The 25544-nt window shown below is 44.1% G+C and carries 21 protein-coding genes and 1 riboswitch; of the genes, 7 read left to right on the top strand and 14 right to left on the bottom strand.

Annotated features, from left to right (window positions below):
* Both B7P33_RS16275 and B7P33_RS16270 read right to left on the bottom strand, forming a co-directional pair.
* The gene (locus B7P33_RS16275; protein WP_097443283.1) at positions 1-273 is read right to left on the bottom strand and encodes a DUF2061 domain-containing protein; all 273 of its coding nucleotides are present in this window, start codon (positions 271-273) and stop codon (positions 1-3) included.
* 291 nt (positions 274-564) lie between these two features.
* Entirely contained in the window at positions 565-972 is a 408-nt protein-coding gene (locus tag B7P33_RS16270; protein ID WP_097443282.1) for an RrF2 family transcriptional regulator, read from the bottom strand.
* 197 nt (positions 973-1169) lie between these two features.
* Between B7P33_RS16270 and B7P33_RS16265 the strand changes: the two genes are divergently transcribed.
* Complete coding sequence (locus B7P33_RS16265; protein WP_097443281.1) at positions 1170-1703, top strand: lipocalin family protein; 534 nt, start codon at positions 1170-1172, stop codon at positions 1701-1703.
* Between the two features lie 51 nt (positions 1704-1754).
* Here B7P33_RS16265 and B7P33_RS16260 read toward each other — a convergent pair whose 3' ends face one another.
* The 5 genes from B7P33_RS16260 to B7P33_RS16240 all read right to left on the bottom strand — a co-directional run bounded on the left by B7P33_RS16260 (position 1755) and on the right by B7P33_RS16240 (position 9226).
* Positions 1755-2939, bottom strand: coding sequence for a trans-sulfuration enzyme family protein (locus B7P33_RS16260; RefSeq protein WP_097443280.1), 1185 nt, complete (start codon positions 2937-2939; stop codon positions 1755-1757).
* A 49-nt stretch (positions 2940-2988) separates the two neighbouring features.
* Positions 2989-6363: a bifunctional aspartate kinase/homoserine dehydrogenase I gene (thrA, locus tag B7P33_RS16255; RefSeq protein WP_097443279.1), complete on the bottom strand. Its 3375-nt coding sequence runs from the start codon at positions 6361-6363 to the stop codon at positions 2989-2991.
* Positions 6364-6470: 107 nt separating this feature from the next.
* On the bottom strand, positions 6471-7751 hold the full coding sequence (locus tag B7P33_RS16250) for an O-acetylhomoserine aminocarboxypropyltransferase/cysteine synthase family protein (protein ID WP_097443278.1): 1281 nt from the start codon (positions 7749-7751) through the stop codon (positions 6471-6473).
* A 110-nt stretch (positions 7752-7861) separates the two neighbouring features.
* Positions 7862-7986, bottom strand: a riboswitch (SAM riboswitch).
* A gap of 211 nt (positions 7987-8197) precedes the next feature.
* Positions 8198-8644, bottom strand: a complete 447-nt coding sequence (locus B7P33_RS16245; RefSeq protein ID WP_097443277.1) for an RES family NAD+ phosphorylase — start codon at positions 8642-8644, stop codon at positions 8198-8200.
* Positions 8645-8647: 3 nt separating this feature from the next.
* On the bottom strand, positions 8648-9226 hold the full coding sequence (locus B7P33_RS16240) for an antitoxin Xre/MbcA/ParS toxin-binding domain-containing protein (protein WP_141402502.1): 579 nt from the start codon (positions 9224-9226) through the stop codon (positions 8648-8650).
* A gap of 148 nt (positions 9227-9374) precedes the next feature.
* Here B7P33_RS16240 and B7P33_RS16235 point away from each other — a divergent pair, with 148 nt between their 5' ends.
* Entirely contained in the window at positions 9375-10307 is a 933-nt protein-coding gene (locus tag B7P33_RS16235; RefSeq protein WP_097443275.1) for an ion channel, read from the top strand.
* Here B7P33_RS16235 and metK read toward each other — a convergent pair.
* From metK to B7P33_RS16210, 5 genes are all read right to left on the bottom strand, one after another.
* A complete protein-coding gene (gene metK / locus B7P33_RS16230) occupies positions 10304-11560 on the bottom strand; it encodes a methionine adenosyltransferase (RefSeq protein WP_097443274.1) in 1257 nt (418 codons plus the stop codon). The genes B7P33_RS16235 and metK overlap by 4 nt on opposite strands.
* Before the next feature lie 200 nt (positions 11561-11760).
* A complete protein-coding gene (locus tag B7P33_RS16225; protein WP_097443273.1) occupies positions 11761-14439 on the bottom strand; it encodes a TonB-dependent receptor in 2679 nt (892 codons plus the stop codon).
* A gap of 48 nt (positions 14440-14487) precedes the next feature.
* The gene (locus B7P33_RS16220; RefSeq protein WP_097443272.1) at positions 14488-15318 is read right to left on the bottom strand and encodes a GLPGLI family protein; all 831 of its coding nucleotides are present in this window, start codon (positions 15316-15318) and stop codon (positions 14488-14490) included.
* A 97-nt stretch (positions 15319-15415) separates the two neighbouring features.
* Entirely contained in the window at positions 15416-18073 is a 2658-nt protein-coding gene (locus tag B7P33_RS16215; protein ID WP_097443271.1) for a TonB-dependent receptor, read from the bottom strand.
* A gap of 104 nt (positions 18074-18177) precedes the next feature.
* Complete coding sequence (locus B7P33_RS16210; protein WP_097443270.1) at positions 18178-19017, bottom strand: GLPGLI family protein; 840 nt, start codon at positions 19015-19017, stop codon at positions 18178-18180.
* A gap of 119 nt (positions 19018-19136) precedes the next feature.
* Here B7P33_RS16210 and B7P33_RS16205 point away from each other — a divergent pair, with 119 nt between their 5' ends.
* On the top strand, positions 19137-20609 hold the full coding sequence (locus tag B7P33_RS16205; RefSeq protein ID WP_097443269.1) for a sensor histidine kinase: 1473 nt from the start codon (positions 19137-19139) through the stop codon (positions 20607-20609).
* On the top strand, positions 20606-21289 hold the full coding sequence (locus B7P33_RS16200; protein WP_097443268.1) for a response regulator transcription factor: 684 nt from the start codon (positions 20606-20608) through the stop codon (positions 21287-21289). Before B7P33_RS16205 ends, B7P33_RS16200 begins: the two co-directional genes overlap by 4 nt.
* 21 nt (positions 21290-21310) lie before the next feature.
* Here the strand turns inward: B7P33_RS16200 and B7P33_RS16195 are convergent, their stop codons facing one another.
* Complete coding sequence (locus B7P33_RS16195; RefSeq protein ID WP_141402501.1) at positions 21311-21868, bottom strand: hypothetical protein; 558 nt, start codon at positions 21866-21868, stop codon at positions 21311-21313.
* Between the two features lie 168 nt (positions 21869-22036).
* Between B7P33_RS16195 and B7P33_RS16190 the strand changes: the two genes are divergently transcribed.
* From B7P33_RS16190 to B7P33_RS16180, 3 genes are all read left to right on the top strand, one after another.
* Positions 22037-22651: a deoxynucleoside kinase gene (locus tag B7P33_RS16190; RefSeq protein ID WP_097443266.1), complete on the top strand. Its 615-nt coding sequence runs from the start codon at positions 22037-22039 to the stop codon at positions 22649-22651.
* Between the two features lie 15 nt (positions 22652-22666).
* Entirely contained in the window at positions 22667-23545 is an 879-nt protein-coding gene (locus B7P33_RS16185) for a LytTR family DNA-binding domain-containing protein (RefSeq protein WP_097443265.1), read from the top strand.
* Positions 23546-23655: 110 nt separating this feature from the next.
* Positions 23656-24768: an acyltransferase family protein gene (locus B7P33_RS16180; protein ID WP_097443553.1), complete on the top strand. Its 1113-nt coding sequence runs from the start codon at positions 23656-23658 to the stop codon at positions 24766-24768.
* Positions 24769-24796: 28 nt separating this feature from the next.
* Here the strand turns inward: B7P33_RS16180 and B7P33_RS16175 are convergent, their stop codons facing one another.
* The gene (locus B7P33_RS16175) at positions 24797-25543 is read right to left on the bottom strand and encodes a glycerophosphodiester phosphodiesterase (protein WP_097443264.1); all 747 of its coding nucleotides are present in this window, start codon (positions 25541-25543) and stop codon (positions 24797-24799) included.
* Position 25544: the final 1 nt, after the last annotated feature.

Here is a 25544-nt window from a genome sequence, read left to right as displayed (position 1 = left end):
TTATACATTGCGTTTTCCCCACGAAATTCGATTCCATAAGCGTTCGTGCACAAAAAAGAGACCCATTTTGGTAAACAATTCTATCAAGCCGATAGAAAAGGCGACCGCCAAGGTTCCGGTAATGATCCACGAGATAACCACGGTATCCAAAGTACCCAAAACACGCCAACTTAAGGCTTTCACCAAACTACGCCTTTTGGTCTCGGAAGCACCCGGACTTAGTTCGGTTTTTTCGGATAGTTTCCGAGCTGGGAAAAACTGGTCAATTATCATAATTTCTATTATCCTATAGATTTAATAGAGTATGCAAATATAAACGAAGATTTGTAACCCACACTATTAAGGCAACGTTAAAAAAAGATTTGTAACGATTTTAAATATGGAATCAAAGCCATCCGATGCTTGATGGCTTTAAACGAAAGAGCAAAAATGTCCCGATAGCTATCAGGATCACCCCTTTATTTTCGGGCACTTCTAATATGTAATATCTAAATATCCGCTAGATAAATCTACCTATACTGGCGTAGAAATATTTCGGAAATTGATTGTTGGGAGAAGAAAAAGCTAAATTAAATCGGCCAGGGTATTGTTCCTGTAGATTTCCAAGGCACTGTCGCGCACCTGCAGCATCAATTTATTAACCCCACAGGTATTTTCATCGGGGCAATCGTCGCATTTCTCATAAAAATTAAGGCTAACACAAGGCACCATGGCAATGGGTCCTTCCAGAACCCGCATTACTTGGGTCATCGAAATCTCTTGCGGCTCTTTGATCAAATAATAGCCACCGCCTTTACCCTTTTTAGAGCCTAGGAAACCATTTTTTCTTAGGGTAAGTAAAATGCTCTCCAAGAACTTCTGTGAAATATTTTCTTGCTCGGCTATTTCAGAAATCTGTACAGGAGATTTATCATCCCTCTTGGCCAAAAAGGTCAAGGCCTTAAGTCCGTATTTGGTTTTTTTGGAAAGCATGGGCCTAATATAATCTGAAATTGAGGTTAAAAACAAGCGAAGTGCACTAATTGTAATGGTTTTACGTTATTTTTTGGCGGTACTATGTTTATGAAATCTGCATTAAGAAACTGTTAGACGCTTAACTATTTATTGAAAATTGATGATTTTGGCACGACTTTGGTTTTCAAGGGCCGAAAACAACAAACAACAACATTATGAAACGATTTTTTTTGCTTCCCACTTTGATTATCACCCTTTTCATTACCTCTTGTTCAAGTGACGATAATGACGATGGCACTATAGATGGGAGCGCCACTCTGGCAGGCTCTTGGAACCTTACCGAATTCTATTCGGAAGACGGAAGCTTTAGCACTACCATTTTAAACATACCGGTTAACTTTCCAATGAGTATTACCGGAAAAGACTATGATCTTAGAATCGACATAGGGGAAAACCCAAACATGGTAACAGGGGAAGGCAGCTACGTAACGGTAGCATCTGTTGATGGTTTACCTGACGCCGAACCGGTTGAAACTACTATTAATGCCAGTGAATTGGAAGGTAAATGGAGCAAAAACGGAAATATGCTGACCGTTTCGCAAGAATCGGAAGAAACGGTTTTTGAAATCGTTACTTTAAATGATACGGAGCTACGACTTAAACAATCATTTTCGGAAGAAGCCGATATTTTAGAATATAGTGCCACCTTAGAGGCCGATCAATACTTCGTGTTTACACGGGTACAATAGCCCATGGCGATTTACCATATTTAAAACGCTCCGTTTTTCGGGGCGTTTTTTTTATGTTATAGCCTCCAAGGCTTGGGCAATGTCGGTTATAATATCGTCTATATGTTCCAAGCCAACCGAAATACGCACGCTACCATCGGTTATACCTACCGAAGCGCGATCTTCGGCACTTACCTTGCTATGGGTGGTACTGGCCGGATGGGTAACAATAGAGCGCGAGTCGCCCAAATTGGCCGAAAGCGACAAGAGTTTTATGGCATCGAAAAAGCGTTGGCCTGCCTCCAAACCACCTTTTACCTCAAAAGCCACAACACAGCCGCCTGCCTTCATTTGTTTTTTGGCCAATTCGTAACGTGGATGTGATTTTAAAAACGGATATTTTACCCAGTTTACTTTCGGATGTCCTTCTAGATATTTGGCCACTTGCAAGGCATTTTCACAATGGCGATCTACTCGAAGCGCCAAGGTTTCCAAGCTTTTGCTCAATACCCAAGCGTTAAAAGGCGATAGTGCGGGCCCAGTAATCCGGGAGAATCGGTATACCTTATCTATCAGTTTGGCACTACCCACGGTAATTCCGCCTAAAACACGGCCCTGCCCATCCATAAGTTTGGTGCCGGAATGGATAACCAAATGCGCCCCAAATTTTATGGGTTGTTGCAAGTAAGGTGTGGCAAAGCAATTGTCTACGATAAAAATGAGTCCGTGTTTTTTCGCCAAGTCACCCAAAAACGCCATATCTACAATATCAACCCCCGGATTGGTAGGTGATTCTACATACAAGATCTTGGTCTTTTCGGTAATCATTGCCTCAACCTGGGCCTCCTCGCCCACCTCGAACAAACTGGTAGCTATATTCCATTTCGGGAAAAAGTTCTGGAACAGGCTATAGGTAGATCCAAAAACCGAGCGCGAGGCTACGATATGGTCGCCACTATCCAACAAGGCGGCAAAGGTAGAGAACACGGCTGCCATGCCCGAAGCAAAGGCGAAACCGGCCTCGGCCCCTTCCATTTGGCAAACCTTATCGATAAATTCAGAGCTATTCGGATTGGCATAGCGCGAATAAATATTGCGTTCTTTTTCCTCGGCAAAAGAGGCGCGCATATCCTCGGCATCCTCAAAAACAAAACTAGAGGTCATGTACATAGGTGTCGAGTGTTCCAAAAACTGGCTTCGCTCGGTCTGTGTACGTATGGCGCGGGTTTCAAACCCAAAATCTTTATCCTTTTCCATGTCAATTCCGTTACCGGGGTAGTTGACGACTACCCACAGTTATTCTTAATTATCCTTTTTCGGCAATTCTGAGAATATCGCCGAAAACCCCTCTGGCTGTAACAGCTGCACCGGCACCAGCACCTTGAATCACCAAGGGTTGATCACCATAAGATTCCGTATAAATTTCAATTATAGAGTCGGGCCCTTTTACCTGACCCAAAGCGCTTTCTTTGGGCACCGACACTAGTTTCACTTCCAAAATACCCTTGTCTTGTTGCAAATCGCCATGTAAATCACCCACATATCGCAGTACATGGCCGCTTTCCTGCTTCGATTTCACCGATTCAAAATGACTGTCCAATTGCCCTAAAGCGTTCAAAAATTCGATTTTATCCAAATCCCGCAATCCCTCTGGCACCAAATTTTCTATGGCCACATCACTAAACTCGTTCTCTAAATCCAATTCGCGGGCCAAGATCAGCAACTTTCTACCTACATCATTGCCACATAAATCTTCTCGGGGATCGGGTTCGGTAAAACCGGAATCCATAGCAGTTTTAAGTACTTCGGAAAACGGGGTATTGCGCTCTGAATAGGTGTTGAAAATATAGCTCAAAGATCCGGAGAACACCCCTCGTATACGGGTAATGTTCTCACCCGATAAATGCAATAATTTTATGGTATCGATCAAGGGGAGGCCGGCCCCCACATTGGTCTCGTATAAGTAGTTTTTTTGATTTTTGGCCAACACATCGCGCAATGCACGATAATCTGAAATCGGTAAGGTATTGGCTATTTTATTGGACGATACCAGGTCAAAACCGTGGGCCACCAATCTAGGATAATGGGCCACAAAATCCCCGCTGGCGGTATTATCTACAGCAATTAGGTTCTCTAAATGATGGGTATCGGCAAAAGCGATGATATCATCCAAAGTATAGACCACCCCATCGGATTCGAGTTGGGCACGCCATTGGGCATTTACCCCATGGGCATCTAGAACCACCTTTCGCGAATTGGCTACGGCAAACACTTGAAGCTGTATTCCCTTGCGCTCCAAAATACTGGCCGAAGAATCCAATATTTGATCAATTAGGGTTCCGCCCACATTACCATGTCCAAATACCGCGATATTAATTTTGGTACTGATTCCGAAAATTTGCCCGTGCATAACGTTCAAGGCTTTATGCAGCTGGCCTTTTCGAATAACCAAACTAATATTACGCCCACTAACGGTATTATTGAACAATAAAGGCACGATTTGGTTCTTTACCAAAGCATTATACGGCTGATGGAAAGTGCTCAAATCTTGTCCCACCACAGAGATAACCGATACATCGCGTAACACCGTTATGGCATTCATATCTTGGGTTTGGAAATCGAAACGAAACTCTTCGTTCAGCGCTTTTTTGGCATCATCGGCCCGTTGGGCATCAACGACCAATCCAATACCACGTTCCGACGAACCTTGGGAAATAATACTCACCGAAATACCGGCTTGCCCCAAGGCCTTAAAAATCCGGGCATCTACCCCAACCTTACCCAAAAGTCCGCGGCCCTCTAGGTTTACCAAGGCCACATGCTCTAAAACGGATAGCGATCGAATACCCCCTTTGGGCGACTCGGCACTGATCAAGGTACCCTCATTATCTGAATTAAAGGTATTGAGGATTCGCAGCGGAATGTTCTTTTCTATGAGCGGTAAAATGGTTTTGGCATGAAGGATATTCGCTCCAAAATTGGCCAATTCGTTCGCCTCGGCAAAAGAGAGTTTTTCTATTTTACGGGCTTCGGGCACCAAGGAAGGGTCGGCCGTAAAAATCCCATCGACGTGCGTATAATTGCGCAATTCGGAAGCATCAAGAAAGTTGGCGAACAAGGCTGCCGAATAGTTCGATCCGTTCCGCCCTAATGTTGTAGTCTGCCCGGCCGAATTGGCCGAAATAAATCCGGTCACTACGGCCACACCAACCGGAGCGCTAGCAAAAAATGCCTGTACTTTTTCCCGTGACTCTTCTTCCAATAATTGGGCATTTCCGAAAGAGGAATCGGTAAGTAAGAGTTCCCTAGAATCTACGGCAAAGGCCGGTACTCCCCTATTTTCCAGTTCGGCCACCACGGTTTTTACGGAGATCAACTCCCCAAAGGCCAATACCTGATCTTTATTCTTTTCGGAATAATCGCGTAATATGGCGATTCCCTTCAACAATTCTCCCAAGGCTTGTTTTTCTTCCTGCAACTGTATACGGGTGCCTTCTTGTTGATAGGTTATAAAACCCTCCAGCTCCGATTGAAAATCCCGACCTGAAGCAGCGGTCTCCAACAGACTTTCCAATTGGTCGGTAGCTTTTCCGCGCGCCGAACAAACGACCACCAATTCGGGATGCGCGCCATACTGTTCTTGAATAATATCAAGTACTCTGGGTAGACCGTTTCCGTTGCCCAGGGATTTCCCTCCGAATTTCAACACCTTGGGCGCCAACACGCCAGATTGGAAAACTTTACGCAACAACTGCTCCATTTGGTCGTATTCGATCAAAAAGGCATCGTGTCCATGCGGGGAATGCACCTCGCCATAGGTAACATTACCCTTAGCTTGGGCCAATTGTTTAAATGTAGCCCTGTTTTCGGCCGCGGTAAAGAACAGGTCGGAATCTACCCCGATGATATGAATATTGGTATCACTATTTTCCAAAGCCTTAAACCCATCGAGACCATCCCTACTCACATCGATGGTCTTTAAAATCTGGTTCATGAGTTTATAGGCCGATAGCTGAAAACGCTCCTGTAATTTTTTACCATGGTGCAGCAACCAGCTCTCTACGTTAAAAACCTGCTGCTCTTCGTTGGTGGTTCGTTGAAAACGGGCCGAAAAAGACTCTGGGGTACGATAGCACAACATGGCATGCATACGGGCATCGTGCACCGGTTGTTTGGAATTCACCAAAAACTGCTCTTGGATCTGACAGTTGGCTATCAACCAATCGGTAGATTTCCAATCAGAGGCCACAGGAATCAAATGCTCGGTAAGTTTGGGGTCCAAAACGGCCATTTCCCAAGCAATTCCACCTCCCATAGAACCCCCGATCATGGCGAACAAACGATTTACCTTTAGTTCCTGAAGGCCCCATAAAAAAATACGTGCGACATCTTGTGCGATAAAATCTTTGTAATTATCGATAACGAATCCGTCGTACCCATTACCGGGCACATTGAAAGACAGCACGGTATACCGTTCCGTATCTATGCATTTTCCATCCCCTATAAGGGAATTCCACCAGCCATTTTTACCGGCCACATTCGAATTTCCTGTAAGGGCATGGTTCACCAAAACAATCGGTGCCTCGTGTAAGGGCTGCCCAAAAAGTTCATACGACAATTGAATGTCTTGGGTATGCCCAGTTGAAGTCTTAAAATTCGGTAAATTGATTTTATGTAACACTATGGATTCGTTTTACTCGAGCAACGAGATTCTGTATTCTATAAATTCTAAAGTTCCCGCTAGTAGGAATTGATCCTGTCTAGCGGGAATGATAACAATTTAGGCTCTTATTGACCCACTGAGGCAAACGCCTGCTCCAGGTCGGCAATAAGATCGTTTACATCTTCGAGACCTACCGATAAACGGATAAGGTCTTGGGTAACCCCAGCACCGGCCTGTTCGTCTTCGGTCAATTGTTGGTGGGTAGTACTGGCCGGATGGATTATCAAAGATTTGGTATCGCCGATATTGGCCAGTAGTGAGAATACTTTGGTAGCATCGGTCAATTGTTTGGCCGCTTCAAAACCACCTTTGGCACCAAAGGTTACGATACCACTTTGCCCTTTTGGCAAATATTCTTGGGCCAGTTCATGGTATTTACTGCTGGTAAGCCCCGGATAGTTTACCCAAGCTACCTCATCCCTACTTTCTAGCCATTGGGCCAGGGCTAAGGCATTTTCACTATGCTGTTTAATACGAACCGGTAAAGTTTCCAATCCTTGTAAAATCTGAAAAGCATTGAACGGGCTTAAGGCGCCCCCGAAATCGCGTAGGCCTTCCAAAATCAATTTAAAGGTAAAGGCAGCGGCACCTAAGGCTTCATGATACACTAGACCATGATATCCGGCAGAAGGTTCGGTAAATTCAGGGAAATTTCCATTGGCCCAATCAAAGGTTCCGGCATCGATAATGGCCCCTCCCAAAGAATTCCCCTGACCTCCGATATACTTGGTCAAAGAATGGATGACCAAATTGGCCCCATGCTCAATTGGGTTCAACAGTCCTGGGGTTGCCACGGTATTATCTACGATAAAAGGCACTTTGGCCGTTTGGGCTTCCTTAGAAATTCCTTTTAGATCCAAGACATCCAATTTTGGATTACCCAAAGATTCTACGAAAAAGGCTCGGGTATTGTCTTGTACCGCTTTACCGAAGTTAGCGGGATCCGAGGCATCTACGAAAGTGGTTGTAATACCCAAACGAGGCAAGGTAACATTTAAAAGGTTATAAGTACCCCCATACAAACTACTAGAGGCCACGATATGGTCACCTGCCTTTAACAAGGTCAATAAACCAGTGGAAATGGCCGAGGTCCCTGAAGCAAATACCACGGCACCAACACCGCCTTCAATGGCAGCCAAACGTTCTTGAAGAATTTGATTGGTGGGGTTGTTTAAACGGGTATAGATAAAACCAAGTTCTGCCAAGGAAAACAGATTCGCGGCATGATCGGTATCATTAAAAACGTAGGAGGTAGATTGGTAAATAGGTACAGCTCGGGTACCACTGGTCTGTGTGGTATCGTGTCCGGCATGTAAGGCGTTGGTGGCGAATTTTTGAGTACTCATGATTTTGCTTTTTAAAAATGATTAATAGATAAAAAGTCAAACCCTGCCTAGACAGGTAAAATCAAAAAGTTATAAAGAAAGTGAACCCAACGACCGAGGTCGTTTTCGTTGCGTTATCTATTCCCAACTAAAACAGGATAGAATGTAGCACCTTCTTGGTTCCCTGATAAACAGGGGTGCCCAAGGGTTGCTAAGGTTTCATAGGGTCTATTCCCTCCACCTTTCTTGATAACAATTCAATACGTGTTTGAACTTCGTGGGACAAATATAATGGCAGAAAAATGGAAAAACCTAATGATTTTGAAAAATTTCACGATTTCCTAGTGTTTTGGTCGGGTAATTCAAAAATCCGTATAATTTGGGCCAATATTGAGGCGGTGCGATGGATCGGGGCAAAAGGAAAGTTTAAAGACTGCCGATGTATGTGTTACTAAACAAGTTCTCGCCTACAACCGTTTATACCAGAAAAAGTTTTCCACCTCGGTCAATTCCACCACCTCAGGAAACAATGGGTGAGCCGTATTCAAAACATAATTGTACTCCTGAGGAATGATTATGGAGGGAACCCTCAAAATGGGTGTCTTTTGATCGCGGTACCAGACACTACCCAATTCCCTTAACTGTTCTTCCGCCAAAAAAGAACGCCAATTATGAGGCAACTGTTTCCTTTCTAAGGTCGTAAATAGTATAGGGTCTTGAGCCAAGGAAATGACCATGGTTTTATAAGTATCCTTTCTTTTGTTGGCCCTATGCACAATCAGCTCCAAGGCCGATAGGGAACGATGCGCCCCACAATACAACACGAATTGGTCTTGCCGGTTCCACCGATTTGGGGCCCCCGAAGCCGTTAATTTGTAGGCATATTTTTCCTCGGCTATTCTGTAAACGTGCATAAATTACACATTATCGCCGTACTCCATGGCAGTTAAACGGTTATCTATATAATGCACCCCCGAATTGGTATTGAGAAAACCGAGAGGTGTTCTAAAATCGAAAAATGGGTTTTCGGTATCTAACCAATCGTTAAAGGCTTGAATGGTATCGAAAACAGCAATGCCATGCTTAAATAAGGAGACCAACATAATAATTTGTTCTTTGGTATCGGTTTTGGCCTTGCTTAGATCTTTAAGGTAACCCCTGTAGGTATTTTCGGTTATATTGAGCATTTGGGCCAATTCGCTTTGAGTACGTTGCGATAGTGTATTTAAAGAAGATACATAGTTATGATCTAACCTTTGATCTTCTAAAAGGCCCAAAACGGTTATGGGCCTAATACGGGTAGGCGTACTAAGCACCAATTCTTGTTCTTGTATTTGATCGTCTACTACCATATGCAATGGACCTTGGGGATGTTCGTATTGTACCGCCGATTCACTTACCTGGGCCTCGGCTTCTTTTTTAGGGGAATACCTTGCTACACTCTTCTTTTTAAGGCCGCCCGAATTTGCAGGCCCATTTTGTTTCTTTTTTCTCATAACCTCAATTTTGCGGTTACCATTAATCAAAATTACGTATTTTTTGTTAAACCACAAAATACCAACTCTTTACCAGACACTTAACACCACTACCCTAGTGATTTGAACCAAGATTTATAAATTAGCTTTCTTACTCACATGTAACAAAATGGCAAAACGTAAACGCAACTTATTCAATGACCTCGGTTTAGGCACCAAGGAAGACATAGGTGGGTATAGGGCAATAAACAAAGATGGTTCGTTCAATGTAAAGAAGGTCGGGGTTCCCTTTTTTGAGCGATTGAATTTTTTCCATGCCCTAATTACCATGCCCTGGACGCACTTTTTAGGGTTTATTCTAATGGGATACTTTATTATCAATATCCTATTTGCCACCGCATATACCCTGATCGGGGTCGAAAATTTGACCGGAATAACCCCCAACACGCCTACGGAAGGCTTTATTGAAGCCTTTTTCTTTAGCGCCCAGACCATCACTACCTTAGGCTATGGCCGTGTAGCTCCCTTAGGGAACCTCGCCAACACCATTGCCGCCATCGAATCTATGTTAGGGCTATTAGGCTTTGCCTTGGCCACCGGTTTATTATACGGACGTTTTTCTAGACCCAATACCATGATCCGGTATAGTGAAAATGCGGTAATCTGTCCGTACCAAGACATTAACGGATTTATGTTCCGGGTGGTAAACCCAAAACAAAACCAACTCTTGGAACTTGAGGTGCAACTGACCTTGGCTATGAAACGTGATAATTCCGATTTACGCGATTTCCACGCCCTAGAACTCGAACGCAATAAGGTAGCCTATATGCCCTATATGTGGACGATTGTACATCCCATAGCCGAAAACAGTCCGTTGTACGGGTTAACGGCAGCCCAACTAGAGCAGAAAGAAGCGGAATTCTTGGTGAGCATGAAGGCCTTTGAGGAATCGTCTTCACAGACTGTGTATTCCCGTTCGTCTTACAAGGCACCCGAAATTAAATGGGGCGAAAAATTCGTATATGCCGTTACCCAAAAGAATAACGGTTTAATCATTGACGTATCTAAACTAAATAGTTCGGAGGCCGCTGACTTGAATTAAAGTCCGAAAGCCGATTTAACGGCATCTACCTGGTCCAATTTTTCCCAAGTAAACAACTCTACTTCTTTTTCTACCTTTCCATTATAAGGCGATTCGAACACTTTGGTCACGGTTCTGGGCGAACGACCCATATGGCCGTAAGCGGCGGTTTCTTTATAAATTGGGTTCCTTAGTTTTAGGCGCGATTCAATGGCATAAGGTTTCATATCGAACAGTCTGGCCACTTTTTCGGCGATTTCACCATCACTTAACCCTACCTTGGCCGTACCATAGGTATCTACGAAAATAGAGGTCGGTTCCACTACGCCAATGGCATAGCTCACCTGCACCAAAATCTCATCGGCTACACCCGCAGCAACCAGGTTTTTGGCCGCATGGCGGGCCGCATAAGCCGCCGAACGATCTACCTTACTTGGATCTTTACCACTAAAGGCCCCACCTCCATGGGCACCTTTACCCCCATAGGTGTCCACGATAATCTTTCTTCCGGTAAGTCCGGTATCGCCATGTGGGCCGCCGATTACGAATTTTCCAGTCGGGTTGATATGATAGGTAATCGCATCATTGAAAAGTTTCTGGATATCGGCAGGTAACTGGGCGATTACCCTAGGCATTAGAATGGCAATGATATCTTGTTTGATCTGGGCCAACATGGCATCGTCATCGTCCAAAAATTCATCGTGCTGGGTAGAAACCACAATGGTATCTATACGTTGGGGCACATTTTCATCGGAATATTCGATGGTTACCTGGGCCTTGGCATCGGGTCTTAGATAAGCTATTTCTTTGCCTTCGCGACGCAACTCAGCCAAAGTCTGCAAGATTTTATGCGATATATCGAGGGCCAAAGGCATATAATTGGCGGTCTCCTTAGAGGCATAACCGAACATCATCCCTTGATCACCAGCACCTTGCTCTTCCTTTGAAGCCCGATCTACCCCTTGATTGATATCTTGCGACTGTTCGTGTATCAAAGAAATAACCCCACAAGAATCGCCACTGAACTGGTAAGCCCCTTTGGTATACCCAATATCATTGATTACCTGACGTGCGATCTGCTGCAAATCTACATAGGTGTGGCTCTTAACCTCTCCTGCCAATACTACCTGTCCGGTGGTTACCAAAGTTTCACAAGCTACCTTGCTATCTGGGTCAAAGGCCAAGAAATTATCCAAAAGAGCGTCGGAAATTTGATCAGCGATCTTATCCGGATGTCCTTCACTTACCGATTCCGAGGTAAACAAATATGCCATAATACTACTAAAAATCGAAGCTAGAAGAGACTGAAAGGTAAAAGCTAGGAGCACTACTGCTTTAGCATTTTTTACCGAGGTTGCAATCAGTCAAATTTTTCCTCCGAGGTTAACGGTCGCAAAAGTACGCAATTCCCCATTCTTGAAAAACCCCTTCCGGTTTTTAGTTCAGGTTTAACATTTTCCATAGCCTTGTCACCTTACAGATCGTACTTCACGGTAAACAGAACATACCGCGGTTGTACAAAATACCGTTGATTGGTAAAATAGAGCTCGTTGGTACTGTTTTGGTTCAATGAACCCGTATTGAGTAAGTTGGTACCTTTTACGCCAAACTCCCAACGGCTATCTTTCTTTTGATAGGTAAGATCGGCCTTAAGAAAACTCCAAGAGTTATCTACGGTCTCGGCCTTGTCGGTGTATTTGTAGTAGTCGTAATCGGCGGTGAAAATGAAACTTTTCAAGAAGGCAGCATCAAAGCGAACAAAGGGCCTCTGGGTATAAAAAGTAGATTGGGTACGACCATTTTCAAAATCGTTGGCCGTATACCTATACCCCATTTCCAAGTTAGGTTTATCCCTGAAATTGGTAGCCAAGGAAACCGTATAGTTTTGGGTCAGGGATTCGGAGGTATTCCATTCACCGTTAATATTATTGTAGGTTGAAGACCAACTCATATTGGCCCGGGCCGATCCTTTGATCTTTCCGAAAATACGCTCATACCTACCGCTAGCTGATAGCGACTCATCGTCAAAATTCGAGTTCAAGGTCGTACCCACCCTATTGATACCTTCTTGAATGGTTCCGTTTTTAAGCGCATCTATACGTTTAGTATAGGTAATATTACCAAAGATATTGGTGAAGTTGAACATATTGAAACTAAAAAAGTTCAACGAGAGGTTATGGTTAAGGGCACTTTCGAGTTCCCGATTCCCTCGATAGGTCGAATTATAGCTATTCAGCACATAACCTTCGGCAAATTTATTGATGTCGGTAAAGGTGCGGGTCACCCGATAATTAAACCTAAGGTTCTCCGATTTTTCCAGTTGGGCGTTTATATATAGGTCGGGCAGTAATGCCGTTTTCTTATCGTGAACGGTGGTACCCAACTGGGTATTCTTAGCATCGAATTGATGCAAGATAAGCCCCGGATTAAAAGTAAAGATACCGCTAACCCATTTATAATGTACCCCGGAAAATATATCGGAAACATGGTAATTGACCCTATTGCCGAATTCGTCACCTACCATAGAAAATTCATTGCCATTATCTAGCATTTGGTAAATATTGGAATCGAAGTTTTGGTTGCTTTGTACCGTTCCCAAACTCAAATTCAGGCTACTTTTTGGGGTGAGCAAATAGTAATAATCGACTTTGGCATCTACCTTATTGGTAACGATACGTTTGTTCTGGCTCATATCGTAAACCGACTGATCTTCGTCCACCGGAAAGAGTTCGGTAAAGGCGAATTCTTCACGAATGGCATTATAAAAAGGATCTTCATCTTGGTGTAGATACCTACTTTCTACCGCAAACACATTTTTTTCGTTCAAGGTATAGTACAGATTCATATTCTGGTTTACCGAAATCGGTTTTTGGGCTTGGGTTTCTTCCACCTGATCCGTAATATCCGAAACTGTCAGTACCTCAATATCCTCATGATCGTCCGATGCCTTTAAAAAGATATCGTAATCGAGCTGTAGATTATCATTGGGTTTATAGATCGAACTGAACTTGGCCAGACCCAAATGTACGGTCTGATCGGTACGGGTAGCCGCGTTTTCGGTAACCCCATCATTAATAAAAGTGGTTTCTCGGGCCGATTCCATTAAAGTACCTGTATAGGAGTAGATCCCATACCCACTAATATCCCAACCTTTTTGGATCTCGTAACTAAAATTAAGCGCCCCGAATTTAGTATCGATATCCTTGGCCCTATTGTTCTGCATGGTTGCCAAGCCCAAGGCGTCGCCACCGGTATTGATCGAACTTCCGGTTCGTGACCCTACGGACCGCATACCGCCAGTAAAATTGCGGTAATCGCGTCGGGTAAAGGGCACCTCGCCCACATTATTAAGATCGGTAAGTAGGTTCAGGCTGAATTTAGGACTATAATAGAATACCTTAGGATGTGCCAGATAGCGCCCATCGGGGCCGGCGCCCAGGGTAAGTTCCCCGAACCAAAATTTCTTTTTCCCTTCTTTTAAGCGTATGTTCAGGGCAACATTGTCATCGTCGTTGGTAAGCCCCTTCATTTGGGCCACCTCATTGTGGTTACGCAACACTTCTACCTTGCTCAGCGCATTGGCCGGTATGTTCTCTACCGCCAGCTTAGAGTCGCCATCAAAGAATTCTTTACCCTCTACCATGACCTTGGTCACGGCCTTGCCTTCTACCTCGATCTGCCCATCGTCGTTTACCTCTACTCCGGGCAGGTTTTCCAACACATCCTTCAGTTTTTTTTCGGTACCCGATACGAACGAATCGGTATTATACACCAAAGTATCGCCCTTAACCTGCACAGGCATTTCATACACCAACTCTACCTCATCTAGGTCTTCTACCTGGGCCTCTAGGGTAACATCCCTTTTTGCATCTTGGACACCTGCGGTAAACGGGAACGATGCTGGCGAAAACCCGAGATAACTAACCTTAACGGTATAGGTCTGCCCCGATTTTAAGTTGAGCTTATATACCCCTTTATGATTGGTAATACCAAAGGACTCCAAACCATCGGTGGCTTGGTTAATGGCGATAACATTGGCCATATCTATACCAAGCCCGGTACTGTCGGAAACTTGGCCGGTTAAGGTGATTTCTTGGGCTTGAAGGCTAAGTACTGCAAAAAAAGCCCAAAATATGGGTAGAAAAGTTCGCATCTGCTTGTTCTGATTGATGGTTCGGAAATACAGTTCTATGTAAATAACTTATTGGCGGCCTCCCCTTGGACCCCGATTCCTGAAATTCTCCCGCATCTCTTGGGTCTTTTTACGGGCAATCGCGTCGAATTCTTCTTGACTGACCACTTTGCCTTTCTTAGGGACCTTTATCGCCACTTTATCTTGCGGATTGATAGTAATTTTAGAACAGACCATAGTAGTAACATCATCGGCCACCTCTAAAATAAGTCCGGGTAGGCCCCAATAATCCGAGGGGCCCTGATTAATGGGGATTTCAGGTGTGTACCATGCCGTTACGGTGACCTCTTTCTCGATCATAGTAGCTGCGCTGTCCCTGGCAGCACCCCTACGGAACATAGCTGCCGTATTAGGCCTTCTTACCTGCTTTATAGCGGTAGCTTTATAAGCCGTATACTGACCGATTTTTTTCGATTCGCTTCCCAATTTCCATTCCCAAGTGGGCAAACTATCGTTGATCAAGAAGATTTTTCCGAAGAGCTCTACTTTATTTTTATACTGGGCATCGGTCACATTTTTATAGTAATCACCACCAGCGCCACCACTCATCATAGACATAAACATACGTCCCCTACCCCCATTACCTCCCTGGGGACTATCGAGCTTTTCTTCTTCCTTAAAGATAGATTCGGTACGGTTAAAATCGAGAACATACGAACGTTCGCCCATTTGCTTCATTCGTTCTTGAATGCGTTTTTTACGATCCTCTGGAATATTACGACCACTTAAATCAATATTGATTTGGGTCTTGGATTCATAAACAGCCTGACCCTGAAAATCTTGGGCCTTGCCCTGGGCCATTACAAAAAGGATACTGAAGATTAAAAGCGAACGTGTCATACTTAGTCAAGTTTTGGATACCATAGCTGAAGAAAGCTCGAAGTATTTCCAGTAAGACTAAGTGAAATCAAAAAGGATTAATCCATTTTAAAAAAATCTACAACTCGTAGGTAATACTCAATGCCCAATATCTAGGTTGCACTAAATAGGCCGTAGTTCCAATGATACTCTGTGAAAAGGCATCGGTACGTATCTCACGGTTATCGGTGAGGTTCAGACCTTCCAATTTAAACTCCCAAGGACTCTCATCGGCCCTAAAATAAAGTGATGCATTCAAAAACCCGTAATCGGTACGGGTAGTGCCCGAACGGTTTTTATAATTGTAATGCGAATAATCGGCCGTAAGGGTAAACGATTTCAGGAAATACAGCTCGGCATTGGCAAATGGAACGCGGGTGGTAAACCTATCAGAGGTATTAGCACTGGAATAATCATTGAACAATTGCCGGTACCCGATTTCAACATTGGGAGCTTCTTTGAACAAGGTTTCTACCGAAAGTTCATAGGTTTGGTTGAAGCTTCGGTTATAATCTGGCTGCCCATTCACCTGGTTATGTAGTTTGGAATACCCGAGTTCTGCCGAAAGCTCGGTTTTTAACCATTCGAAACGTTTTTCAAAAGCCCCATTGAAGCGCAGGCTTTCATTTGCCTGTGTAAGATTGAACACCCGGTTTATTCGATTTAACCCTAAAAACTGGAGCTCATTACCCAGCGCATGCCTATTCTTTCTATAGTTCAGCATTAGCGTCGTATTAGTAAAATTGAACATATTGAAATCAAAATAGTGCAACTCCAAATCGTGGTAAGGCGAATCGCGCAAGCCCGGATTACCTTGAAACAAGGTGTTGTAATTAGATACCACAAGCCCTTGGGCCCATTGTTGGGCATCTTCGAACTGGGTGCCGGCCCTATAGGTTAATGATAAGGACCTACTGGCCGCGAAATCGAATTTAGCCTGTAATTGTGGCAATAAAAGGGTAGGGCTTTGTTCCTGTTTTTGTTGCACTTGTTCGTTTAGGGCCCTAAACCGATGTAGGTTCAGAGCAGGATGGATGGTAAGTTTACCCCACTTTTTCCTAAATCCCAGACCCAAATAGCTATCTGAATATTCATAGCGCAAGGCATTTCCAAACCCTGGAGGGTTATCATCAGCAGCCCAAGTTTCCGTTCGATAATCTTGCCAAAGCTTATTGTGACCAAATTTAAAATTGAGATGTGTCGTACGATCCAGCACCCAATAGTGGTTCAATAGCAAATCGAAGCTTTGGGTAAAAGCTCGGTTTTGTTGCCCCAATCGGTAGGCTTCATCATCTGGCCATGTAATTAGTTCAGCAAACAAAGGTTCATCGGAATCCAAATCCAATCGGGTAAGACCTTCCCTATAGTTATGGTTCATTTCCAAAGAAAAGATATGCGACTCATTCTTCGCGAAAAAAGCCGATAACCGCTGTTCGAACGAAAAAGGGTCACGGGCATCTGAAGATTCAAGGCGATTGCTTTGTTCCCCGATTTTAGAGTCCTGCCCAATCTCATCGGTAATGGCACTTCCCTTTAAAAAGCCATTGTATTCCCAATGCCAACGCCCCGATGGTTTGTACACCGTACTGAATTTTCCCAATACCGCCCGGTTGCTTAAGGTACCCACACGGTTTAAGTTCTCGGTCTGCCCTTCTTGACCAATATAGGTACGTTTACTACTGCTCAACATATCGGTTTTGGTATCGGAAACAATACCAAAGCCCGACAGGGTCCATTTTTTATTCGGATTATAATTCAGGTTCAAGGCACCCAATTTCGAATCGATAGATCGTGCCCGGTTGTTTTGCATAAAGGAAAGTCCGATATCGTCTTGCGACAGGCGTAGACCGCCACCCGAGCTACCCGATAAGCTCGAGAACCCACCATTAAACCTAAAATAATCGTTTAGGGTAAAGGCCTGTTTTCCCAAGTTATTCGCATCACCGATAAAATTGAGACTCAGTTTTGGGCTGTTGTAAAACAAATTGGCATGCGAAGTATAACGCTCTTCATCACCTGCCCCGGCCATAAGATCGCCGAACCAAATATTTTTCATCCCCTCTTTCAGCTTAATGTTCAATGCCAAGGCCTCGCTAGAATTCACACCCCCCAATGGGCCTACGTCGTTAAAGTTTTGAAGTAGTTGTACTTTATCGACGGCATCGGCCGGAATGTTCTGGGTGGCCATTTTGGTGTCGCCATCAAAGAACTCTTTTCCCTCTACCAAAACCGAACTCACCTCTTTACCCTGTACCTTTACCTGGCCTTCATCGTCTACCTCAAAACCGGGCAACTGCTCTAAAACCTGGGCCAATTTTCGTTCTTTCCCCGTTGTAAAGGCATCGGCCTTATACACTATCGTATCCCCGGAAACCGAAATTGGCAATTCATGTACCACCTCTACCCCCTCGAGCTGATTGGGTACCGCGCTTAGGGTAATCTCCAAATGTCGTTCTTCTTCGACGCTCAAGGATTCCTCATAGGTTTCGAATCCTAAAAAACTGGCTTTTAACATATAGCTGCCCTTATTTTTTAACGGAAATCGAAAACGCCCTTCGGTATCGGTTACCCCATAGGCCGCTATTTTTTTATCGGGCATTTCAAATACCATTAGATTGGCCAATTCGAGTCCCTGACCGGTACTATCGACCACCTTTCCGCTTAATACAACCTCTTGGGCATTTAGAAATAGGCAAAAAAAGGTCAGTAAAAGACCACAGCTATATTGTCTGGACATATTCGTTTTTTGATTGATGATTAAAAAAAGTCAACATGGGGTCATGCCTTGACGAAAAAGGCCAACTAAACGGGCACTAAAAAAAGGGAAACAAAAATTGATTTTTATCCGCCGATACGGATTTCAATATTGCCACGTCCGTCTCCTTTTTTACGACCACCGTGCATACGATGCATTTTCTGCATTTGCTTTTCCATGATGTCTTCATATTCGGCTTCGGTAACCTTTTTACCTTTGGTGGCCGGTACTACTGCCTTGGCATCTGAAGGGTTCAAGATAACCTGACTACAGATCAAAGTGCGTTCCCCATTACTTATCTCCAGAATAAGTCCGGGCAAGCCCCAAAACACATCCGGCCCATGGTTAACCGCAATTTCTGGGCTATACCATGCCGTTAGGGTCTGTTCGCGCTCTTGTTCACTGGAATCTACCCCATCGTCCGAACTGCTAAAACTACTGGCCATAAACTTTCGAACCGCCGTGGCCTTATAACAGGTATATTGACCGATCTGTTTGGTCTCCGACCCTAGCTCCCATTCATATTCCTCTAAATCGCCCTCGATCAAAAACAATTTACCGAACATACCCTGGGTCTCCGAGAAACCTTTGGTCTTGGTATTCTTATACAAAAGACCATCGGCCCCACCACCGGAGGCAATTCCGATGACTTGGATGCCCCCACCACCCATACTTTTATCCAATTTGGGCAGTTCTTTCCAGTTACTCTCCGTACTGTTAAAGTTGAGTTCATAATCCTTTTTCATGGCCTCCATGAGTTGTTCTTGCAAATCGGCCTGCATGGCGGCACTGGCCTCGGTACTATCTAAGCGGATTTCCATTTTACTCATGGATTTATAAACAGCCCGGCCGGTCATTTGTTGGGCATTTAAAAACCCAATCATTAGTGTCATTACCAAAGTAAGTACGATACGTATCAGTGTCATGTCTTTCAGTTTTTGATTCGACCACAAATTTGGCACAGCCTGTACTCAAAAATGGTTAAGCAGTGTTAACGAGTGTTAAGCGATGGTCACCCAGGCGGCAATCTGCTTATTTTTGGCCTATGGGACTTAAACAAAACCATTTACGAACCCTCTTGATCGGCCTGACCATAGTGTTGACCTTGGGTATTCAATTGTTTTGGAACTACCAGCAATACAAGCAACAAAAACAGCAACTGGTACTTGAAGTGCAAGAAGGGCTAGACAATGCCCTTGAGGCCTATTCGGCCGAAATTGCCAAAACCGATCTTATGGCCTTTATCGGCGACGATGCCATAGAATTGCCGGACATTGCCAACCATGATGTCCATATCAAAAGGCTTAAAAAAATGAATATGGACTCTATTTTTTTGAACATTGAACAAGAATACGATTCCATGGGCATTCAAATAAAAGGGTTTACCAAGATTTTGGACAGTACGGACCATGGCGTAACCTGGATGCAGCCCGACCGCATCAATTCCGTAAGGGTTTTTAGGGGCAGAGCGGCGGACAGTGTCAGTAAATTACAAGGTTTTGCCAATCAAATCATAGTCTCGCTTCAGCGCGACAGCATTGATTTAAAAAACCTCGATAGCCTGTTACAGTGCGAATTCCGGAGAAAGGATTTAGAAATCCAATTTATGGCCGTGGAATACGATAACGACAGTCTGCTTCAGAGTTGGCGTAGTGATTCTACCAAAACCCTGGCCTTGAGCACCTTTTCAAAAAGCACCTTTTTACCACCCCACCATGATTTGGAACTACGCTTCAGTAACCCTACCCTAGAAATCTTAAAACGAAGCCTTAGTGGTATTTTACTTTCCCTGATACTAAGCATTTGTGTTATCGCTTCCTTGATCTATCTGCATCGCACCATAAACAAACAGAAGCAATTGGCCGAGATTAAAAACGACCTGATAAGCAATATTACCCACGAATTCAAAACTCCGATTACCACCACGGCCGCTGCCATCGAAGCCATTCGACATTTTAAAGCTGACCCCAAGTCTACCGATAAGTACCTCGGTATTTCCGAAGAACAATTGAGCAAGCTTCACCAAATGGTAGAAAAACTATTGGAAACCGCCACCTTGGACAGCGACAAACTACTGCTACAAAAAGAGCCTTCCGACCTGAATGTTTTGGTCGAAAAATCAGCTCAGCGATTTCGAAGTTTGGCTTCCCAAAAAACGATAGAATACACCCTTCCCGAATCCCCAATAATGGCAGAAATAGACCCTTTCCATTTCGAAAACGCACTCGGCAACCTCATCGATAATGCCTTGAAATATGGTGGATACAACATACAAATCCGTCTAAAAAAAGACCAAGGAAAGGTAACCCTAGAAGTTTCGGACAATGGGGCAGGAATCGACAAGGAACAACGAAGTAAGATTTTTGATAAATTTTACCGCATTCCGACCGGAAACCGACATGATGTAAAAGGATTCGGTATTGGGCTGTACTATACCAAAAGTATTATTGAAAAGCACGGTGGCCAAATCACGCTGGAATCGCGTAAGGGAATGACCCGATTTCTAATTACCCTATGAAAGACCAGCCATTACATATCATTTTAGCGGAAGACGAACCCGCCTTGGCCATGATCGTTCAAGAAAGTCTGGAAAGTCGGGGGTTTCAGGTAAGCTTGGCCCAAAATGGGGAAGAAGCTTGGGAGCAATACCAAAAAACCAAGCCCGACGTCTTGGTTTTAGATGTGATGATGCCCAAATTGGATGGATTTACCCTGGCCCAACGTATTCGAGATATAGACCAAACGACCCCCATTATTTTTTTAACGGCCAAATCGCAGACCACCGATGTGGTAGCAGGTTTTGGCCAAGGCGGTAACGATTACCTGAAAAAACCGTTTAGCATGGAAGAGTTAATCGTACGCATCAAGTCTTTAGCAGACCGTAAATCAAGGCAGCAACAAAAAGCCCATATAACGATTGGCGATTATGTGTTCCACAGGGCACAACAAGAACTATGGCATGGAAAAACGGTCGTTCACCTTACCCATCGCGAGTCTGAACTACTCTATCATTTGAACGAAAAACGGAATCAGGTGTTAGATCGCGATGTTATTCTGAACACCCTTTGGGGGGAGTCCGATTTTTTTAATGCCCGCAGTATGGATGTGTTTATTACCAAATTGAGGAAAAAGCTCAAAAAAGACCCCGCATTGAAAATCATCAATATACGGGGCGTTGGTTATAAATTGGTTTGCTGATTTCCCTTTTTCGGATTCGGCTTAGTTGGAAACACCAAAAACATAAGCAAATCCAATGCCCAAATTCAAGGCAACTTGGCTGCCGTCAATTTCCCACCAACCGTAGCCAATACCCAGTTCTAGATCAAAAACAATATTCTTGGCCAATTTCCGTCGCATACCCCAGGTGGGTATGGCCGTTACTGATTTTTCAAAAACTACATCTCGGCCATTGGTAGACCAACTTGCCCAATTGGGCACTCCCATAAATTGAAGCGCCAAGTAATTGCCCACGTTTTGTTGCACATTTTTACCCTTGCTTAGTCTACGATTGCGATTGTAATAATACCTAGGTTCCACTTCAAATGCCGTGGTAAAATAAAAATCAGCATTGCGGTTTCTGTTGATACTAGGCCCAAACCCACCTAATTGGCCCACACCAAGATTCAACAGAAAATCGCCCCCGAGGGGTTTCTCGTAGCCCACCATAAGCCCCAGTAACTTCGCTTCAACCTTCAATTGTTCATCTAAAGCGGTTTGGGCATTGGTAGAGGTAAACACAGTAAGGCAAATTAAAACGGGGATAAAAAGAAATTTCATAGCGTTGGTTTTCATTGGTTTGGTCGTTATGTCGCATAGGGTATCAACAAACATGCCAATCCTGTGAAAACGGTCTTCCCTTGTACCACCTTTCCCAAAGCCGATTTACTTCGTATATTGCAGGCACTTTTATTTAAATCGGACTACCGAAAAACCTAGAGAACCGTTATGCATATTGCCGTTGCAGGGAACATTGGCGCAGGAAAGACCACCTTGACCAAACTATTGGCCAAACACTACCGTTGGGAGGCCCATTTTGAAGACGTTGTAGACAACCCTTATTTGGACGATTTTTACACCCAAATGGAACGCTGGAGTTTTAACCTTCAGATCTACTTTTTAAACTCCCGATTTCGGCAAGTGAACGATTTTCGTGAAAGTGGTAAAGACATTATTCAAGACCGCACCATATACGAAGACGCCCACATCTTTGCCCCCAACCTGCACGCCATGGGGCTAATGACCAATCGCGATTTTGAGAATTATTCCAGTTTATTTCAATTAATGGAAAAGTTCGTTCAGGCGCCCGATTTACTTATTTACTTAAGAAGTAGCATCCCTAATCTGGTAAAACAGATACACAAACGCGGTCGTGATTACGAAAACTCCATTTCCATAGATTACCTCAGTCGCCTAAACGAGCGTTACGAAGCCTGGATCGAGAGTTATGATAAAGGTAAATTGTTGGTTATAGACGTAGACGACCTGGATTTTGTAGATGACCCTGAACATTTGGGCGAAGTAATCAATAAAATAGACGCCCAAATACACGGGTTGTTTTAAACCTGGACTAGGGCCATGGCATTTGACGCACACAAATTCCTGAGAGCGCCCTATGTATTCTACTATACCCCCAAGAACAGTCTAAAACTAGGTCTGCTCATTTTTGTTATGAGCACGCTATTCAATTATGCCTTCGAGCCTTTTGAGGTTAATCCGTTGGAGCATAAAATGCCCTTTTTCTGGATTTGTGCCGTACATGGCGGGGTATCTTTCATAATACTGTATACAGGGTTTCTCTGGGTAAACACCAAAAAGAAAGCGACCCAACACTGGACCGTAGGCAAAGAAATCGCCTTGTTATGCGGGCAGCTTTTTGTGTTGGGACTTGCCCAATTCTTAATTCGCGATTTAATCTACGATAACCCGAACAATTGGTCTTGGCGCTATGCCTTGGAAGAGGTTCGCAATACCTTCTTAGTGGGATCGTTATTCGTTTTTATATTGGTGCCTTCGGTATATCTCATTTTAAACCACAGAAACCAAAGATTGGCCGAAAATCTGGGTGCCCCGCTTTCTCCGATACCAAACACACCCAAAGCCAATACAATTGAGATCAAAGCCCAAACCCAAGCCGATGGTTTTACCCTAGACCCTAAAACCTTTATCATGGCCCGTGCCGAGGGGAACTATGTTGCGGTTTTCTGGATAGAAGCGGAGCAAATCAAACAACAGCTCCGGAGGATCTCCATGAAAAAATTGGAAGAACAGCTTTGCGAAATCGAACATATCAAAAGAACCCACCGGTCTTATTTGGTAAACCTACATCAAGTCAAAAAAGTTTCCGGAAATGCCCAAGGCCTGTATCTTTTACTCCCCGAAAACCACCAAGCCCTGGTGGCCCGCAACAAAATCGAGGCCTTTAAAGGCTGGTTTAACGGTATGGCAGTAGACTAATAATCGTCTGCTAAGCTTCGATACTTTGTCCCCCATCACAAAAGTTTGTCGTTAATCACATTGCCCATAAAACAAAGGCTTTGCGGCTTATGTTTGCCAAAAAAACAGCAATGAGACGACACGATCTGGATTGGCTTCGAGTATTGGTTTTCGCCCTTTTGATTTTCTACCATGTGGGCATGTTCTTCGTACCCTGGTCCTGGCATATCAATAACCCGGAATCTTACGACAGTCTTCAAATACCCATGTATTTTTTAAACCGTTGGCGCTTGCCCATCCTTTTCGTAATCTCGGGAATGGGTACCTATTTTGCCTTGGGCAAACGGTCTTCTATAGCTTTTGCCAAAGAACGTTGGCTACGATTGGGTATTCCGCTGGCTGTAGGTATCCTATTTATCGTGCCCCCGCAAGTGTATATAGAACGTTTGGCCACTGGGGCTTTTAACGGCAATTATTTCGATTTTTGGCCCACCCATGCTTTTGAAGGAGTATATCCCGAAGGTAATTTCAGTTGGCACCATTTGTGGTTTTTACCCTATTTACTGACCTACTCCCTACTCTGGCTGCCTATTTTCCGCTATTTCAAAAAGCATCCGGAGCATTGGTTCATCAAAGGCTTGCAAAAAATGGTTGGGTCGCCGATCGGGTTATTCCTATTCTGCCTTCCGTTAATGGTAACGGAATGGGTATTGGAACCCCTATTCGAGGTCACCCATGCCCTGGTAGATGATTGGTATACCTTTACCAAATTCTTTTTCTTGTTCGGTTATGGCTTTATGTTGATGACCGTTAAGGACACTTTCTTTAATACCGTGGTACGCTATCGTAAAAGCTTGCTGATGATTGGAATTGCAGCCTTCGCCCTGCTTTATTATTCGGTTTGGGAAATGGCGGATACCGATTTTAGTTATGCCTTGGAACTGGGCATGATCCCCATAAATTATTGGGCTTGGATACTGACCCTTTTCGGTTTTGCAGGCAAATATCTGAACCAACCTTCAGGAGTACTCACCCAGGCCAATGAGGCGGTCTATCCGTTTTATATTTTACACCAGACCATCACGCTGATCATAGCCTACTTTTTATTGGATGTAAACTGGGGGTTCGTACCCAAATTCACCATACTTGTCCTTGGCACCTTCGCCGGAAGCTGGGTTATTTACCTTTACGGTATAAAACCTTGGAAATGGGTAAGACCTTTGTTTGGGATGAAGAATCGATAAAAATCAAACCAGAATCGGTTTGGGCACACTACCTAAACAACAACGGATCATCATGGATAAACCCTTGAATCCCTTTTTTCTGATACTGTAACACCGATTCACGGGAAGCTTTACCCATGGTCATCCAAATGGGTTTGCCTAAGTTTAATGTCGTTTGTAGCAGGGCGCTATCTTTCTTTACCCATTTAGGCCAAAGACGGATGGCATCGGCCCCGTGGGCCGCAAAATCAGGAGCTGCGTCCGGGTTCGGGATAAAGCCCAACACCTTAACCTTAGCATCCAACTGCTTACAGACTTTTAAATCCTCTAGCCTACGCACTCCTATATACGTCCGGTATTTCATACGGTACTTATCCAATACCGCGAAAAGGTTCGAATAATCCAAGTCCGGGCCGGCTTTGATATCCAACAATAATTGAATATCTGAATCCATAACAGTAACCAAGGCCTCTTCCAACATGGGTATTTTTTGACCTTGACCCAATTCCATTTTTTTCAATTCAGCTAGGGTAAAATCTTCCGGCGCCCCTTTTACTCCGGTCATTCGCCGCAAATCGGAATCGTGAAAAAGAATCAGCTGTCCGTCTTTCGTCAGTCTAAGATCGGTTTCGACCATGGCCACACCTTTTTCCATACAATACCGGAAAGCCATTTCGCTATTTTCAGGATAGGCTTCGGACAAGCCGCCCCTATGCGCGATCAGCAATGGGTATTCCGTTTGGGCGTGTCCACATAAGCCAAGTGCAAGTAATAACAGAAGTAATTGGGATTTCATA

Origin of the sequence: Sediminicola luteus (genome assembly GCF_002514735.1) — a bacterium.
Taxonomy (GTDB): Bacteria; Bacteroidota; Bacteroidia; order Flavobacteriales; family Flavobacteriaceae; genus HQA918.
This window is presented reverse-complemented; position numbering and strand designations above follow the sequence as displayed.